Source organism: Natrialba sp. INN-245, assembly GCF_009807105.1.
In the GTDB taxonomy this organism is placed as follows: domain Archaea; phylum Halobacteriota; class Halobacteria; order Halobacteriales; family Natrialbaceae; genus Natrarchaeobius; species Natrarchaeobius swarupiae.
Window position 1 is genome coordinate 379188 of record NZ_WUBV01000063.1, and the last position, 15052, is coordinate 394239.

16 protein-coding genes are annotated in these 15052 nt (G+C 62.7%); 6 read left to right on the forward strand and 10 right to left on the reverse strand.

What is annotated here, in order from left to right:
• Positions 1-140: 140 nt before the first annotated feature.
• Entirely contained in the window at positions 141-989 is an 849-nt protein-coding gene (locus tag GRS80_RS18425; protein WP_343161651.1) for an aldo/keto reductase, read from the reverse strand.
• A gap of 39 nt (positions 990-1028) precedes the next feature.
• On the reverse strand, positions 1029-2201 hold the full coding sequence (locus GRS80_RS18430; RefSeq protein WP_160048808.1) for an AI-2E family transporter: 1173 nt from the start codon (positions 2199-2201) through the stop codon (positions 1029-1031).
• 202 nt (positions 2202-2403) lie between these two features.
• On the opposite strand from GRS80_RS18430, the gene GRS80_RS18435 reads away from it, so the two are divergent.
• Together GRS80_RS18435 and GRS80_RS18440 are read left to right on the forward strand one after the other, a co-directional pair.
• Positions 2404-3729 (forward strand): ABC transporter substrate-binding protein, encoded by a 1326-nt coding sequence (locus GRS80_RS18435; protein WP_160048809.1) that lies wholly within the window; start codon positions 2404-2406, stop codon positions 3727-3729.
• Position 3730: 1 nt separating this feature from the next.
• Positions 3731-4027: a hypothetical protein gene (locus GRS80_RS18440; protein ID WP_343161652.1), complete on the forward strand. Its 297-nt coding sequence runs from the start codon at positions 3731-3733 to the stop codon at positions 4025-4027.
• Positions 4028-4219: 192 nt separating this feature from the next.
• Here GRS80_RS18440 and GRS80_RS18445 read toward each other — a convergent pair whose 3' ends face one another.
• From GRS80_RS18445 to GRS80_RS18455, 3 genes are read right to left on the reverse strand one after another with little or no spacing between them, the layout of a single operon-like run.
• Positions 4220-5185 (reverse strand): carbohydrate ABC transporter permease, encoded by a 966-nt coding sequence (locus GRS80_RS18445; protein WP_160048810.1) that lies wholly within the window; start codon positions 5183-5185, stop codon positions 4220-4222.
• A 1-nt stretch (position 5186) separates the two neighbouring features.
• Complete coding sequence (locus tag GRS80_RS18450) at positions 5187-6140, reverse strand: sugar ABC transporter permease (protein ID WP_160048811.1); 954 nt, start codon at positions 6138-6140, stop codon at positions 5187-5189.
• Between the two features lie 4 nt (positions 6141-6144).
• The gene (locus GRS80_RS18455; protein ID WP_160049087.1) at positions 6145-7215 is read right to left on the reverse strand and encodes an ABC transporter ATP-binding protein; all 1071 of its coding nucleotides are present in this window, start codon (positions 7213-7215) and stop codon (positions 6145-6147) included.
• Positions 7216-7478: 263 nt separating this feature from the next.
• Between GRS80_RS18455 and GRS80_RS18460 the strand changes: the two genes are divergently transcribed.
• Positions 7479-7823, forward strand: coding sequence for a cupin domain-containing protein (locus GRS80_RS18460; protein ID WP_160048812.1), 345 nt, complete (start codon positions 7479-7481; stop codon positions 7821-7823).
• A 42-nt stretch (positions 7824-7865) separates the two neighbouring features.
• Here the strand turns inward: GRS80_RS18460 and GRS80_RS18465 are convergent, their stop codons facing one another.
• The 3 genes from GRS80_RS18465 to GRS80_RS18475 all read right to left on the reverse strand — a co-directional run bounded on the left by GRS80_RS18465 (position 7866) and on the right by GRS80_RS18475 (position 10636).
• Positions 7866-8150: a hypothetical protein gene (locus GRS80_RS18465; RefSeq protein ID WP_160049088.1), complete on the reverse strand. Its 285-nt coding sequence runs from the start codon at positions 8148-8150 to the stop codon at positions 7866-7868.
• Positions 8151-8306: 156 nt separating this feature from the next.
• Positions 8307-9332, reverse strand: coding sequence for a hypothetical protein (locus GRS80_RS18470; protein WP_160048813.1), 1026 nt, complete (start codon positions 9330-9332; stop codon positions 8307-8309).
• A 227-nt stretch (positions 9333-9559) separates the two neighbouring features.
• Entirely contained in the window at positions 9560-10636 is a 1077-nt protein-coding gene (locus GRS80_RS18475; protein WP_160048814.1) for a hypothetical protein, read from the reverse strand.
• A 171-nt stretch (positions 10637-10807) separates the two neighbouring features.
• Here GRS80_RS18475 and GRS80_RS18480 point away from each other — a divergent pair, with 171 nt between their 5' ends.
• The 3 genes from GRS80_RS18480 to GRS80_RS18490 all read left to right on the forward strand — a co-directional run bounded on the left by GRS80_RS18480 (position 10808) and on the right by GRS80_RS18490 (position 13654).
• On the forward strand, positions 10808-11305 hold the full coding sequence (locus GRS80_RS18480) for an FxLYD domain-containing protein (RefSeq protein ID WP_160048815.1): 498 nt from the start codon (positions 10808-10810) through the stop codon (positions 11303-11305).
• A 342-nt stretch (positions 11306-11647) separates the two neighbouring features.
• Positions 11648-12871 carry an RNA-guided endonuclease TnpB family protein gene (locus tag GRS80_RS18485; protein WP_160048816.1) on the forward strand — a complete coding sequence of 408 codons (1224 nt, stop codon included), beginning with the start codon at positions 11648-11650 and terminating at the stop codon, positions 12869-12871.
• Between the two features lie 210 nt (positions 12872-13081).
• Positions 13082-13654 carry an HPP family protein gene (locus tag GRS80_RS18490; RefSeq protein ID WP_160048817.1) on the forward strand — a complete coding sequence of 191 codons (573 nt, stop codon included), beginning with the start codon at positions 13082-13084 and terminating at the stop codon, positions 13652-13654.
• Between the two features lie 42 nt (positions 13655-13696).
• On the opposite strand, the gene GRS80_RS18495 is transcribed toward GRS80_RS18490, so the two are convergent.
• Both GRS80_RS18495 and GRS80_RS18500 read right to left on the reverse strand, forming a co-directional pair.
• Entirely contained in the window at positions 13697-14035 is a 339-nt protein-coding gene (locus tag GRS80_RS18495; RefSeq protein WP_160048818.1) for a hypothetical protein, read from the reverse strand.
• Between the two features lie 146 nt (positions 14036-14181).
• Positions 14182-15027, reverse strand: coding sequence for a PspA/IM30 family protein (locus GRS80_RS18500; RefSeq protein WP_160048819.1), 846 nt, complete (start codon positions 15025-15027; stop codon positions 14182-14184).
• Positions 15028-15052: the final 25 nt, after the last annotated feature.

The window sequence follows — 15052 nt, forward strand, 5'->3', positions numbered from 1 at the left end:
AATGAGTTAATAAGCCTGTGGATGGAGCCCTCCGCATCGTTGAACTCCAGTACGTCCCGAGCAAGAGAATGTTACCGCTGATGGACAGTAGACCGTCTCAGGCGTGGAACGCCGAAAGGTGGTGTCGGTTAGACGATGTCTTATCGACCCGCGTCGGTCAATCGCTGTACAGCCTCGTCGGGAAGCGAGAGCTCTCGAGCCTCGAGATTCGACTCGAGGTGGTCGGGACTCGACGTACCGGGGATCGGCAACACCACCGGCGACCGCTCGAGCAGCCACGCCAGCGCGACCTGTCGTCTGGTCGCGTCGTGTTCGTCGGCGATCTCGTCGAGGAGGTCGCCGTGAGTTGCGAGGTCGTCGGCGTCGATGGGTGCCCAGGGGATGAAGCCGATGTCGTTGTCTGTACAGACCTCGAGGACGTCCCTCGACGATCGATCGTCGACGTTGTATCGGTTCTGGACGGTCGCGATCTCGACGTGTTCGCGTGCAGTCTCGAGTTGGTCCACGGAGACGTTACTGAGGCCGACCTGGTCGACGAGGCCCTCGTCTTTCAGTTCGGCGAACGTCGAGACGGAGTCCTCGAAGGGGGTGTCGGGGTCGGGACGGTGGAACTGATAGAGATCGATGGTTTCGGTTCGGAGCCGGTCGCGGGAGGCGAGCACCTGATTGCGGATGTAATCGGGGTCGCCGTGGGCGAGCCACTCGCCCTCGCGGTTGCGCAGGAGGCCGGCTTTCGTCGCCACGACGACGTCCTCGGGGTCGCCGATCGCTTCGCCGATGAGTCGTTCGCTCACACCGGGGCCGTAGGAGTCGGCGGTATCGATGAAGGTGACGCCGGAATCGACGGCCGTCTGCACGACCTCGCGTGCGGTTTCCTCGTTGTCCGGCGGGCCGATGATTTCCTCGCCACAGAGGCGCATCCCGCCGAAGCCGAGTCGGTCGACCGTCGTCTCGCCGATGTCAAACGTCGCTGTCGTATCGTTGCTCACGAGCGTGCTAACGGATTCCGTCCTGATAATCGTTGACTGTCACTGGCTGGCTTCCCCCGACGGTTCGCTCGAGGGAGATTGCGTCGAGACCGACACGCCCTCGGTTTGGCCCGAGACCGAGACGCCCTCGGTTCGTTCGGGTGGGCCGGAGCGCCGACCGGCGTTGGCACCGAGGAGTCGCGGAAGCGCAGTGTCGGCGAACGTCAGTCCGAGGACGAGGATGATCGGGGCCAGAAAGAGCCCGTAGAAACCGAAGACGATCGGGCCGAAGATGTACGCGAGCATCAGCAAGCCGACGTGGGTGCGCTCGCCACTCAGGTACGGACGGAGGACGAGATCGGGGATCGTATCGACGACGACGATCGTGAGCACCAGAAAGCCCACCAGATAGACGATCAGCGAGGTGGTGCCGTCGAGGACGAGCGGGACGGCCGCCGCGATGGCGACGGGAACGTAGACGATTTTCATCCCGACGACCGGAATCAGACTCGCGATGCCGGTGAGCGCGCCGGCGAGTGCGGGGTAGGGAATCTCGACGGCCGACGGGACCGCTAGGTTGTACCCCATGAACGTGACGATGGCGATCAGCGAGATGAGGATCACGTTCAGCAGGTTTCCGAACAGTACGGCCTCGAGTTCCTTGTCGGCGGTCTCCAGGTACTCGCGGACGATCGCGTCGTCGTCGAACCGGAGGAGCCACTCGTGGAACTTCGAGCCGTCGATCAGGAGGTAGTAGGTGACGACGACGACGATCAACAGATTCAACAGCACGTTCGAGACGACGCTCGTCAGCAGGCTAGCGTGGTCGACCGCGAAGTCGATAAACGGGTCGAAAGTGCCGGCCTGGTAGGCGACGGCCAGCCCCTGGATCGTGAGCTCCGGCGGGTTCTCGAGGCTCTGTACCCAGACGACGTCCTGTGGAAGCATCTCGGTGACCGGATACTCGGCAGCGAAGTTGCGGATCTCGACCACGATGAGGGCGACCGTATACGTGATGAGAACGAGCAACGGGACGGCGAGAAACGAGATGACGAGTCCGGCACGTGCCTTATCGGGGAGGTGAAGCCGCTCGAGGGACTTATAGAAGCGCCGCGTCGAGTAGTAGAGAAAGACGGCAATGGTAAGCGCCGCGATGAATCGGTAGGCGATGTACGCCGTCACGACCGCGACGCCGACCCCGAACAGGGTAACTACCGTACGTTTCTCGTTCATTTTGTCAAACGTGTATCGTGAGGGATTTCAAATAAATCATACGGTAGGTGACCGTCACTGCCGTTCAGGTCGGTTCTCGCTTCGATCCGTACCGCGTCGTTCTGGCTGTGGAGAGTCTCACGGAGAGCGGTAACTCACTCTCGTCTTAATTACAGTCTTGCGAGTGAAGCTATTAAGTTCGAGATCGTCGTCGGAAACCAGTATGGGTGACAGTAACATACCTGTACGTCGGCGGACCGTCATCGGAGGAGTCGGGGCTGGCGTCGTCGGCCTGACTGGCTGTCTCGGAGAGGAGGGGGGAGACGTCGAGGAGAGTATCGACGAGGCCGACGACGCCGGCGATGTCGGCGACGAGGCCGGAGAAGCACAAGAGGGATCGATTTCCGTCACCGGCGTCTGGACCGAAGACGAGGAAGAAGACTTCCTCGCGGTCGTCGATCACGCCGAGGAGGAGACCGGAATCGACATTACGTACGAACCGCGGGACACCGAGGCGATTCTGACCGGGACGCTGATCGATTACGAGGCGGCCGTGGCAACCGCCGACGTCGTCGTGATGCCGTCACCGGCCCGTGTCCAGTCGGACGCCGAGTCGGGTCATCTGGCGTCGTTGACCGACACCTGGGATCCCGAGGAGTTCGCGCCCGATCCGGAGTTCGTAAGCGTCGACGGCGAGGCCTACGCCGCGCCGTTCAAGATGGATCTCAAACCCGGATTCTGGTATCGGCCGTCGTTTTTCGACGAGCACGGCCTTGAGGAGCCCGACGACTACGACCAGTTCCTCGATCTGCTCGCGGAGATCGACGGGGTCGAGGGCGTCGAAGCGCCGCTGGCGTCCGGAAACGGTGACGGCTGGCCGCTGAGCGACGTCACCGAGGCGTTCATCCTCCGGCAAGACGACGGCGCACAGCTCCAGCGCGATCTCATCGATGGCGACGCGGCGTTCACCGACGAGCGCGTCATCACCGCTTTCGAGGAGATCCAGGGGCTCCTCCAGCAGGGGTACTTCAGCGAGGTCCGGGACTTCGGCATCCAGTACGAGTTCTTCTGGGAGAACGAGATTCCGCTGTACTTCATGGGGTCGTGGACGCCGACGTTCGGAGCGATCGAGGATCCCGACGATCTGGACGTCTTCATGCTCCCCGGCACGGAGGCGATGGTCGCCGCCGAGAACTGGTTTACTGTCCCGGAGTACGGCGACGACGTCGAGGCGGCGCGGACGGCCGTCGCGGAGATGGTGTCGGCCGACGGCCAGGCTGTCTGGGCCGAACGCGGCGGTTTCATCGCCTCGAACCTCGGGGTGCCCGACGACGCCTACGACGTCGAGATCATGCTCGAGCTCTCTGAGATGGCCGACGAGGTCGAACTCGTCCCCGACCTCGACGACACGCTCGGCGACCCGTTCCAGTCCGAGTTCTGGTCGGTGCTCACGGGCTTTTGGGCCGAACCCGACCAGGACGTCGAGTCGCTCACCGAATCGCTGAACACGGTCTTACAGGAGACGGTCGAGGAGCAAGACGAGGGCTAACGTGGTCGACGGCGATCGAACACGCGGCGGCGGCCCCGCCGAGACGGTGTACGTCCTGGGACAGGAGATGCGTCGGCGCAACGCCAGCACCCTCGCGATGGACGTCCTCTACCTGTTTACGACCGCCTTTCTCGCGACGCTGGCGGTCCAGGGCGTCCGTCCGGCGGTCGTCGCCGCCCTCCCCCTCCTGACCTTCCTCTATTTCGCCTGGCGATCGACGACCGCATTCCTCGTCGCGAACCTGCTCGCGATCGCTCTCGCGGTGATCGCTACGGAGACTGGGATCGGGCCGTTATAGGGCGACGACTGGCGTTTTGACGGCCCGAGACGCCGTTTCACGGCGGTACTGCATCTTCGGATAGGGGTGTGCAATCCTCGAGCCGGCACGCACGATTCTCGAGTCTCGAGTCGATACGTACAACCGCGAGTCAGCGACGACGAGTAGCGGTTTGACGACGAACCACCGGGCGAAAACCGGATCGGCGCGTGGTCAGTCCGTGACCGCCGCAACCATCCCCTGTTTGTAGTAGCGCTCGAGTACCAGAAAGAGGAAGACGGGGACGGCCATCGTCATCACCGAGCCGGCGGCGACGAGCCCCCACTCGACCTGGATGCGGCCGGTCATCAGCGGGAGGACCTGCGGGGCGAGGTAGAGTTCCGGCGAGCGCATGAAGACGAGCGGGAAGAAGAAGGCGTTCCAGACCCAGGTGAACTGGATAACCGCCACGGAGACGAGCGCGGGCGTCGACAGCGGCAGGATGATCGTCCGAAAGATCTGGTAGCGCGAAGCGCCGTCGATGCGTGCGGCCTCCTCTAGCTCGACGGGAATGCCAAGCAGGTAGTTACGAAGGAAGAGGACGACCCAGCCTAGCCCCCAGCCGATGTGGACCAGGATCAACCCCATGTAGCTGTCGAACAGCCCGATCTCGCGGAGGGTGTTGTAGTTGCCCATCGCGACCAGCTCCGGCGGAGCAGCCATCACGAGCAAGATCAGGAAAAACAGCGTCGTCTTCAGCAGGAACTCGAAACGTGCAAACGGGTACGCCGCCATCGCGCCGAGCAACATGACGACGAGCACTGCCGGCACAGTGACGACCAGGGTGTTGAACAGCGCCCGCCCCATCGGGGCCGTCTGATACGACCACGCCCGCGTGTAGTTCTCGAGGGTGATCGTCATTCCCTCGACGTGCCACCAGCCGGCGAGGATCTCGCCGAGCGGCCGGAACGACGCCATGAACAGCCCCAGAAACGGGACGATCCAGAGCACCGCAACCGTGATCGCGATCGCGTACTTCAGGAGCCGTGGCATCGACGGAACGGCGGAGGCGAGTCGCGTCGCCACGTCGTCCTCTCTCCGGGGTGCGGTTTCGGGTATCGCGTCCGGGGGGAGATACTGGTCGGTCTCGCGACTCGAGGCCGGGGTCGGTTCGCCTGGGGAGTGAGTATCGTCTGCCATGTTAGTTCATTCGGGCGATGTACAGCGCGAGCGGGGCGACGATGACCAGTTGGACGAGCGCGACGACCATCGCCTTCCCGTAGTCGATCGGCGGTTCGAACGCGGCGCGGTAGACCTCGATCCCGAGCACTGAGTAGGCGTGATTTGGGCCGCCGGCGGAGCCGCCGGCCGCGTAGACGATGTCGAACACCCGCATGACCCAGATGATCCCCATGATGACGACCACCGCGGTGACGGGTCTGACCAGCGGCCAGGTGATATCCCAGAACCGACGCCAGCGCCCGGCGCCGTCGACTTTCGCGGACTCGATCAGCGACGGATCGATCGCGGCCAGCGCCGAACTGTAGAGCAACATGTTGAATCCCGTCTGGACCCAGATGCCGCCGGCGATGAGCGCGTAGATCGCCAGCTGGGGCGACTGCGTCCAGTTGCGGACCTGTCCGCCGAGGCCGATTACGCGAAGCAACTCGTTGAAGATCCCCGCCTGGGGGTCGTAGATGAACATGAGGACGAGCCCGATGATGATCGTCGGCGTCGTGAATCCGAGAAAGACCATCGATCGGAGGATCCGTCGTCCCTTGAGATCGACGAACAGAAGCGCCATTCCAAGCCCCAGTAAGGTACTGATCGGGACGTGAAGAACGACCCAGAGGAGGTTCTGCGTGAGCGCGCCCATCGGGAACCGCCAGCGCAGAATGTTGTCCCAGTTGACGATGAGGGGGTCGGCGAACGTCCGAATCCAGTTGTCCAGCCCGGTAAAACTCTCCATGGAGAACCCGTCCCACGAGAAGAAACTCCCGACCGCCGAGTAGACGATGGGCCCGACCGAGAAGATCCCGAACAGCGTCAGCCCGGGGACGAGAAACACCACGATCGCCGTTGCCTTCCGCCGATCGACGTCCGGCCACGCAACCCAATCGGCCTCGAGCGCGTCGATGTGATCTCGCAAGCTCATCGTCTCAAGAGAGTAGTTCGCCGTTCTCGTCGTAGAGGTAGGCGTCGTCGTCGTCGAACGTGAGGTAGACGCGATCCTCGCGGTCGACGGACGTCGACGACACCTTCGCGTTGACGATCTGATCGGCGACGGCGACGTTGACGATGGTGTACTCGCCGAGCGGTTCGACGGTATCGACCGTCCCCTCGATCGCAGCCGTTCCGGATGGCGGATCGGTCTCGACGGTAATGTCCTCCGGTCGAACGCCGAGTGAGACGGTTCCACGGGGAACCGTCTCGAGGCCGCCGGGGCTCGTTCGACGGAGATCCACTGACCCCGCCTCGCCGAATTCGATCGAGCCGTTCTGGCGGGTTCCCCGGAGCAGGTTCATCGGCGGCGAGCCGATAAAGCGGGCGACCCACGCCGTTCGCGGGCGCGAGTAGAGTTCTCCGGGCGGGGCGACCTGACGGATCGTCCCCTGGTTCATGACGACGACCCGGTGGGCCATGCTCATCGCCTCCTCCTGGTTGTGGGTGACGTAGATCGTCGTAATCCCGAGTTCGTCCTGGAGGCGTTTCAGTTCGCTTCGCATCTCCTGGCGGAGCTTGGCGTCGAGATTCGACAGCGGTTCGTCGAGGAGGAAGACCGACGGCTCCCGAACGATGGCGCGGGCCAGCGCTACGCGCTGGCGTTGGCCGCCGCTCAACTCGGCGGGAGGTTTGTCGGCCTGGTCTTCGATGTGCAGGAAACTCATCGCCTCCTCGACCTTCCGGTCGCGTTCGTCGGGCGGGACCCCCTGTATCTTGAGCGGGTAGGCGACGTTCTCCGCGACAGTCATGTGCGGATACAGCGCGTAGTTCTGGAACACCATCGCGACGTTCCGGTCGCTCGGTGACCGACCGTCGACTCGCTGGCCGTCGAAGTAGATCGCTCCCTCGGAGGGATCCTCGAGCCCAGCGACGAGTCGGAGCGCCGTCGTCTTCCCACAGCCCGACGGTCCGAGGAAGACGATGAACTCACCGTCTTCTACCTCGAGGTTGAGCCGGTAGTTCGCGACGGTCTCACCGTCGTCGAAGTACTTGCTCACGTCCTCCATGGTGATCTGTGTCATACAGTATCGACGTACACGGATCGACCCATTAAACCTCCCCAACATCCCAGATATAATTTATGTGAAAACCAGCCTACTGTAGCGTATTTCCTCAGATTTAATCATATCTCATATAATAATTCGACCTGAAGAGACTGTGCCGAAAACCGGTCGTTCGTCGCACCCTGCTGGTTCGGAACCGTCCGGGTGCGGACGAGCGGATCGCCGATACTCGAAGAGTTTATGCGATGGCAGTAGACCGACTATCCATGGGATACGATACCGCAGCGAAGACCGACGCCGAATCGGTCGTCCCGGAAGAACACGGCGGAATGTGGTTCCTGCGCGAGGAACTCGAGACGTCGTCGCTCGGGTTCACCGTCCTCGAACTCGAGTCGGAGGCGAGTGGCAAGGAACACGACGAAACCGAGACGGGCCAGGAGGAGATCTACTACGTGGTCTCGGGATCGATCGACGTCGAGTTGACCGACGCCGGGGAGACGGTCTCGCTCGAGGCGGAAGACGCGATCCGGATCGATCCCGACGAGAGCCGGCAGATCCACAACCGCGGCGACGAACGGGCGGAACTCGTCCTCGTCGGCGTGCCGCAGTGACCACGCCGGCGCTCGAGCGCGAGTGCGGTCTCGAGGTGCACGTCAGATAACGTCGTCGGGGTCGTGGACGGACGCCATCCGTCGAGCCTCGTCGGCGTACTGGGTCCGACGGTCGTGGTCGTCGACGCTGCCGAGGTTCTCTGGAGCCGCGTCGACGGCGGCGGTCGTCTCGCGGGCGTCGGTAAACGACGTAAGCGCACGCTCCTTGCGGAAGTACCGGTCGCCGTCCGTCGTGGCGTACGTGAGGATGATCAGGTTCTGTTCGTCGTCGGAGTAGGTCCGTTCGACCAACCAGACGCGGACGGTCTCGGTTTCCCCGTCGGACATGTGCGAGTGTTCGACGGCGACCGGAAAATAATAGGGGGACAGACAGTCGCGTCGACCGATCTCGAGGCCGGGGAGGCCGAAGCCGATCGTTCGTCCCGCCGTCCGTCGTCGCCGGTTCGTCTCTCGGGACATCGGCGGTCCGAACGGCGGTCAGTGTCAGCCGAGGTCCTCGTCGCGTTCGGACTCCCGGAGGATGAACGGACCCATCGCGAGCGTGCGCTTCGCGACCGTCGCGATGCGGAGGATGTAGACGATGAAGACGACGAACGGCGAAATGCCGACGACGAATCCGGCACTCGTCACCCAGACCAGGTTGTCGACGCCGAGGGTCGTTCCCGGGAGCGCACTCCCGTCGACGTACATGATTAGCAACGCCATCACCGTCAGTGCGGGCACTGAGATGTACAACAGCGCCCGCGAGAGGGTGATCAACTCCCACTGGAAGTACAGCGTCTTGAAGTGCTCGCGGGCCGGCCCGAACAGCTGGAGCGTGTCGATCACGTGATCGATCTTCTCGTTCGCCTCGTCGGAGAGTGAGTCGCTGTGATCGGCTCGAATCTTGCGGGCGTCGTAGATCTTCCGTGAGTAGTTGAAGTTGAGCGCGTTCCAGACCACGTCGAACGTCCCGAACTGGGCGTCTCGGAGATCCGATTTGACGCTCTCGGCGTTACCGGTCGTCTCCTCGACGTACTCCGTGACCTTCTCCCGAAGCTCCTCGTCGCGTTCGTCTTCCATCTCGGCTTCCAGTTCGTTCGCCCGTTCGTGGACTCCGTCGACGAGTTCGAAGAGAAAGGCGGCGGGTTCGGGCGGACTCGCGTCTTCCTCGATCGTACGCTCGACGTCCCGTCGAAACTCCATCGCTTCCTGCATCCGTCCGCGTTGCTGGCCGACCGCGCCGAGCTCCTGGGAGAGTACCAGCTGATTGATCGTGACGACGATCGCCGTGCCGGTGATGATCGCCCCGATAAAGGCCGAAAAGAGGAACTCGATGCCGTCCTGGCTCTCGACGATCTCCCGGAGAGGCGTCAACTCGAGTCCGCTTGCGGCAACGAGAACGACGAACACGGCGAGCAGGATAACACCCGTAAATGCCCAGCGGTTCAGCCGAAGTAACAGCCAGAGCCGGGGACCACCGAGTCTATCGTAGCCGTTCGATTCGCCGCTCGAGTCCGGGTCGGTCATCGACGTCCGGACACACGACGGTCGGTGGTAAAATAACAGGGCCGGGACTCGACGGGTGAGAGCGGTTTCGAACCGCCCCAGCGACCGCTCGAGTCCGGATTGGTGTCCGTCCCGACGCTCGGATCGAGTTCGAACGGCGATCGATTCGTACGGATTCCTGTAACGATTTCTCGGCGAAACCGCAGACGGGTCGCGGTTTCGGCGGTACCGACGTACAGTAACCCGTATCAGTCGGACCCCGTCGGGGACCCCGACTCCGACTCCTCGGCGTACGTGACGTCGAACGGCCCCTCGTCCGGTGCCTTCTGGGGGAGCATCGGGCCGACGGAGGCCGTCCGCCGGGTCACGGTCGCCGTCCGGAGGATGTAGGAGGTCAACAGCGCGAGCGGCGAGACGACGACGGCGACGAGCGCGGCGACGACGACCGGAAGGAAGTCGACGCTGATCGACGGCCCGCCGAGATCGGCGTACAGAAAGCCGATCAACATCGCAGAGAGGATCGCCGGCACGCCACAGTAGATCGTTAGCTGTGAGAAACGCGTCAACTCCCGCTGGAGATACGTCGTCTTGAAGTGCTCGCGAGCGACGCTAAACAACTCGAGCGTCTCGATTAACTCCTCGAGTGCCTCGCGTCCCTCCGCGGGGAGTTCGTCGCCGTACCGCCCCTTCACGTGGCGGGCGACGTACAGTTGCCAGGCGTCGTCGTAGCCGATCGCCGCCGAGACTGCTTGGAACGTCCCGAACTTCGTGTGCTCGAGGGTTTCGTCGAGTCGGTCGGCGCGCTCCTGGACGTCGGCGGCGTACCACCCGACCTGCGCCGCGAGTTCGTCGTCGTGATCGTCGATTGCGCTCTCGAGTTCTCCGCCGTGGTCGCGAACCGACGCCGTGAGCAGTTCGAGCAGTCTCGTCGGTGACGCGGGGACCGCAGGGACGGCCGCCGTCTCCGCGACGTCCTCCCGAAACGACACGACACCCTCGAGTTGACGCTCGGACTCGCCGGCCGCGGCGAACTCCTGCGAGAGGATGAGCTGGTTGATCGAGACGACGAGCGTCACGAGCGAGAACGTTCCGGCGATCATGCCGCCAGCCAGGCGAGTGATCGAATCGCCGTTGAGAACGGAGATGATACCCACTTCGTCGAGCACGAGAAACCCCAAAAACGCCGCGATCGAGACGAGCGCTGCGACGACCAGGCGGTCGCCTTCGACCAGTATCCACTCGCGAACCCGGGTCAGCCCACTCGTCCGCTCGCCGATGTCGGGCCCGTAGGACTCGAGCGTCTTTTCGGTGTCGGACGACCCCATATCGTCGGTTCACCGTCGACGAGCAAAAGGTCCCGCGTTGCATATCGCCTCTCCCGTTCGTTCCGATGACCCGGTTGCAGGGTCCAGACTCAACTATCTTCCCGCCGTCGGTTCTCGTATGATCGGAGACAGCGAACGAGTCAGCGACCCGCTCATGCGACCGTCGCGACGATGACGGACCGCCACCGTTCGACTCGACGCCGGCTCCTCACAGTTCTCGGATCGGGGGCCGCGGTCGCCGTCGCCGGGTGCAACGCGATCGGCGACGGTGCTAACCCGGCGTACGAAGACGGTGGCGTCGTCGACGTCGCCGGCGACGACCGATCGGCCGAGGAGACGACCACGGCGGAAGCGCTCGCCCGACAGGAGAGCCACGGGAGCGTCACGCCGCTCGAGTCGCTCTCGCTCGTCGACCACGAGTTCGTCCTCGAGGACGACTTCAGGGGGTCGACGGTGCAGGGAACGGTCGAAAACGTCGGCGACGACCGCGTCCAGGTCGTCGAGGTCCGCGTTCGCGTCTACGACGACGCTGGCGATCAACTCGGCTGGTACCTCGATACGACCGGCGACGTCGACGCCGGCGATCGGTGGGCGTTCGAAGTGATCTTGCTCGAGTCTCCAGCGGACGTCGGACGCTACGACGTCGCCGTGTTGGGGACGCCGACGTGAGACGCCACGTTGGAACGACATCACAAGGGCTGAGACGACCCTACGCGGACGGAACGGCCCCGTGGCGGCCGAACGGGCCCTGTGCCGGTTGGACGACCCGTGAACCACCTCGAGTACGTCGCCAATCCGTTCGTTGGTCGTTCGATGCCATCGGCGGTCGCGTCGGGATACGCCTCGGCCGGTGCCTCGAGTCCGGGTTCATCGGCGGTCGAGGCGGATACCCCGACCCTTGAGGTCGGGGAGGAAGCCGACATTCCAGTACACAAACCATGCTCGATGGCAAGGCCGACTCCCCACACCTCAATAAATACTATTAAATACTTCTAAGAATACTTATGAAGTATGGAGGTTGTTCGGAACATCCAAGTCAAACTCAACGTTTCCTCCGAGGACGCTGAAGTCCTCGATGAGACGTTCAAGCAGTTCCGACAAGCAGCGCAACACGTCGCTGACCACGGATGGGACGACAACCCCTACGAAATCACGGACACGAAGAACACGCTCCACGACGAGACGTATTCCGACGTTCGTGAAGAACTCTCTCTGCAATCCAGCCTTGTTCAAAGTGCCCGCAACCTCGCGGCAACCGCACTTGGGAACTGCAAAGACCGCATCCTCGACGACGGCAAGAAAGCAAGCAAACCCGAGTTCCGAGGAAGCGTCGTCGTATACAACGGTCGAACCATCACGTACAACGACGACCACGTATCCCTCGCCACCACAGACAAGCGCGTGACCGCAGAATACGTCACGCCAGTCAACGAGGAGGGAACGCCGTTCGAGGACTACTGGACGGATGAATGGGAGAAAGCCGAAGCAACGCTCCACAAACGCGATGGAACGTACTACCTCCACATCGCCGTGAAGAAAGACGTAGACCCCTCTTGCGACGACGAATCCGAGAACGGAGTGGTTCTCGGTGTGGACTTGAACGTGGATGGGTACGTGGCCGTCACCAGTACCGGAGCGTTCTTCGGCAATGCAGATTACCTCAATCATCGCCGCGACGAATACGAACGTCGGCGCGGCAACCTCCAACAGACAGGTACTCGCTCGGCTCACCTCACGATACAGTCGATTGGCGACCGATTCGCCCGGTGGAGCGCCGACTACTTGCACCGCATCTCCAAAGCCATCGTTCGTGAGGCCGTGGAGAACGACTGTACCGCTATCGCGTTCGAGAACTTGAATCATATCCGCAAGCGCATCTCGAACGCTTCAAAGTTCCAGCAGTGGGCGTTCAAGGAACTTCAACGCCACGTTGAGTACAAAGCCGAAGAATACGGCATCGATGTGGACGACGTGAATCCGGCGTACACGAGTCAGCGGTGCAGTCACAGTGAGTGTGGGTTCACGCACGAGGACAACCGTGATGGTGACGAATTTGAGTGTCTGAAGTGCGGAAAGGAGTTGCATAGCGATTATAACGCCGCTCGGAACGTCGGGTGGCGTCTTATCCAGCACTGGCTCAAGTCTGGTGCTGGACGAGCCACGAGTCAACTGGCTCTGAAGTCAGGGACGTTGAACGCGAATGGTCGATTTCGACCTACTGCGCTACGCAGTTAGAGCGGGAGTCCACTGACAAGCCTCGGGGTCGTTCGGAAGATCTTGGATCTTCCGTGATGACGAGACGCCTGCGGCGTCTCGAACCACTTGACCCCGAGGCAGTTGACCCTCCCGCTCCGCCAGCGACGACGTGAACGGCAGTCGGGGCTTTCAGCCGAATCGAGACAGTACGAGCGTTTTTGCCGATTCGTCGCGTGTGTTTCGCTACGTTTGCTCGACGTCGAACTCCCGTTCGAGGACCCAGACCGGGACCTCGACATCAAAGACGAATACAGTGCGACCGTCAACGTATTCTTACACTTTACGGTCCTCGGCGCGATCACACTGGTGACCGGTCAGCCGTTTCTGTTCCCGAGTCTGGGGCCGTCGGCATATCTGATGGCAACTGGCGAGAAAACGCGTGCAGAGGGGCCATACCACGTCATCGGCGGCCACACAGTCGCCGTCGTCGCGGGGTTGATCGCCTACGCGCTGTTCGCCAGCGACGTCAGCGCGTACGTCGTCTTCGACCGGCCAGATCCCGCATTCTCGTGGGATCTGGTCTACCTCACCGCGAGTGCGACTGCGGCGATGATGCTCACGACGACGGCGATGCTGGTGACAAAGACGAACCACGCCGCCGCCTGTGCGACCACGTTGATCGTCGCACTCGGCCTGATGGGCGGCATCCAGGACGCGGCGATCATCGTCGTCGCCGTCGCTATCCTCTGGTATTTTCACGATCGGGTTATCTCGACGCTGGCCGAGCGATACGGGTTCAAACCACGGGATGCCCGATCGTGACCGGCGACCGTTTCCCCCTCCTCCGCTGTCGCTGGCGAGAGATTACCCGAACACCGAATCGACGATGTCGTCGTCGACCGTCTCGAGAACGGTTTCCGGCGGGTCCGCGACGGCGTACGCCGGTCGCCCTTTCCCAGTTGGAGACGTTCCCGTCATCTCGATCTCCTCGACGACCCCGTCGTCCTCGAGGCGGTACAGCGATCGCACCACATCGGCTTCCTTCGGAGAGCCGACGACGTCCGTGTCGACGCGCTCGAGACAGCGATCGCACTGTCGGCGAAGGTCGTGGGTCTGAATCGGTGCCTCGCCGTCGCGTTCGCTTCGCACGAGGGCGAGGAGAACGATCTGCTCGGTCAGCGACAGGCTCGAGTCAGAGACCATACTAGTCGTTCAACGTCACACCTAGTAACTGTTCGCCCACGACACACGCCGTGCAACCGAACGCCGCATCGACGGCATGGGCTCGAGTCGTCGGTCGGAAACCGGGTCGGCCGACGGCGGTCGGGAGATCGACCGAACGAGGTGTGTCAGGAACTCTCCTCGTCTTTGAGCTCTGCGAGTTCGGCCTCGACTTCGCTGTCGTCGACGTCTGCCTCGAGATCCTCGAGTTCGGACTCATCGACGTCCGCTTCGACGTCCGGCTCCGTCGCTGGTTCGGGCTCGGATTCGGACCCCTCCGAACCGACGTCGGATTTGAGCGTCTCGAGTTCGGCTTCGACGCCGCTGTCGGTCGAGAGCTCCTCGAGTTCGCGATCGATCGAGTCCTTATCGGAGAGGACGTTGTCGAACGCGCCGGACTCGTGGAGTTCGTCGAGCGCCGCGGAGCGGGCTTCCATGTCTTCGGTCTGTTCTTCGGCGCGTTCGATCGCACGGCCCACGTCCTCGAACTCCTCGCCCGTCGCCGTCATCGCTTCCGACACGGTCGAACTCGCCTCGGCGGCCTCGTAGCGGGCTTTCATCGTCTCCTTTTTCGTGCGGAACTCCTCGATACGGGCCTGGAGCTCGTCTTTTTGCTCGATCAGACTGTCCTGTTGGCTCTGAAGCTCCGAGATCTGTCGGTCCAGATCCTCGATCTGGTTCATCTTCGTCTTCTTTTTCTCCAGTGCGCGCCGCGCGAGGTCCTCTCGGTCCTGCTGGACGGCCGTGCGAGCCTGCTCGTTGTGTTTCTCGACGTTTTCCTCGAGGCGGCGTTTCTGCATCTCGAGGCGCTTTTTCTGCGTGGTGAGGTCGGCGATACCGCGTTTGACCTCCTGGAGCTGGTCGCGCATCTGCTCGTAGGAGTAGTCGAGCGTTTCGGTCGGGTCCTCGGCCCGGTTGAGGATGGAGTTGATTTTCGACCGGATGACGTAGGAGGTCCGAGAGAGGATGCCCATACTCGTACGTATCGCTCGTCACCCT

Excerpts from the sequence above, each read along its gene's own strand:
- GRS80_RS18430 (WP_160048808.1), bottom strand. The coding sequence starts at position 2,201 with ATGAACGAGAAACGTACGGTAGTTACCCTGTTCGGGGTCGGCGTCGCG.
- GRS80_RS18435 (WP_160048809.1), top strand. The coding sequence starts at position 2,404 with ATGGGTGACAGTAACATACCTGTACGTCGGCGGACCGTCATCGGAGGA.
- GRS80_RS18445 (WP_160048810.1), bottom strand. The coding sequence starts at position 5,185 with ATGGCAGACGATACTCACTCCCCAGGCGAACCGACCCCGGCCTCGAGT.
- GRS80_RS18450 (WP_160048811.1), bottom strand. The coding sequence starts at position 6,140 with ATGAGCTTGCGAGATCACATCGACGCGCTCGAGGCCGATTGGGTTGCG.
- GRS80_RS18455 (WP_160049087.1), bottom strand. The coding sequence starts at position 7,215 with ATGGAGGACGTGAGCAAGTACTTCGACGACGGTGAGACCGTCGCGAAC.
- GRS80_RS18460 (WP_160048812.1), top strand. The coding sequence starts at position 7,479 with ATGGGATACGATACCGCAGCGAAGACCGACGCCGAATCGGTCGTCCCG.
- GRS80_RS18465 (WP_160049088.1), bottom strand. The coding sequence starts at position 8,150 with ATGTCCGACGGGGAAACCGAGACCGTCCGCGTCTGGTTGGTCGAACGG.
- GRS80_RS18470 (WP_160048813.1), bottom strand. The coding sequence starts at position 9,332 with ATGACCGACCCGGACTCGAGCGGCGAATCGAACGGCTACGATAGACTC.
- GRS80_RS18475 (WP_160048814.1), bottom strand. The coding sequence starts at position 10,636 with ATGGGGTCGTCCGACACCGAAAAGACGCTCGAGTCCTACGGGCCCGAC.
- GRS80_RS18480 (WP_160048815.1), top strand. The coding sequence starts at position 10,808 with ATGACGGACCGCCACCGTTCGACTCGACGCCGGCTCCTCACAGTTCTC.
- GRS80_RS18485 (WP_160048816.1), top strand. The coding sequence starts at position 11,648 with ATGGAGGTTGTTCGGAACATCCAAGTCAAACTCAACGTTTCCTCCGAG.
- GRS80_RS18495 (WP_160048818.1), bottom strand. The coding sequence starts at position 14,035 with ATGGTCTCTGACTCGAGCCTGTCGCTGACCGAGCAGATCGTTCTCCTC.
- GRS80_RS18500 (WP_160048819.1), bottom strand. The coding sequence starts at position 15,027 with ATGGGCATCCTCTCTCGGACCTCCTACGTCATCCGGTCGAAAATCAAC.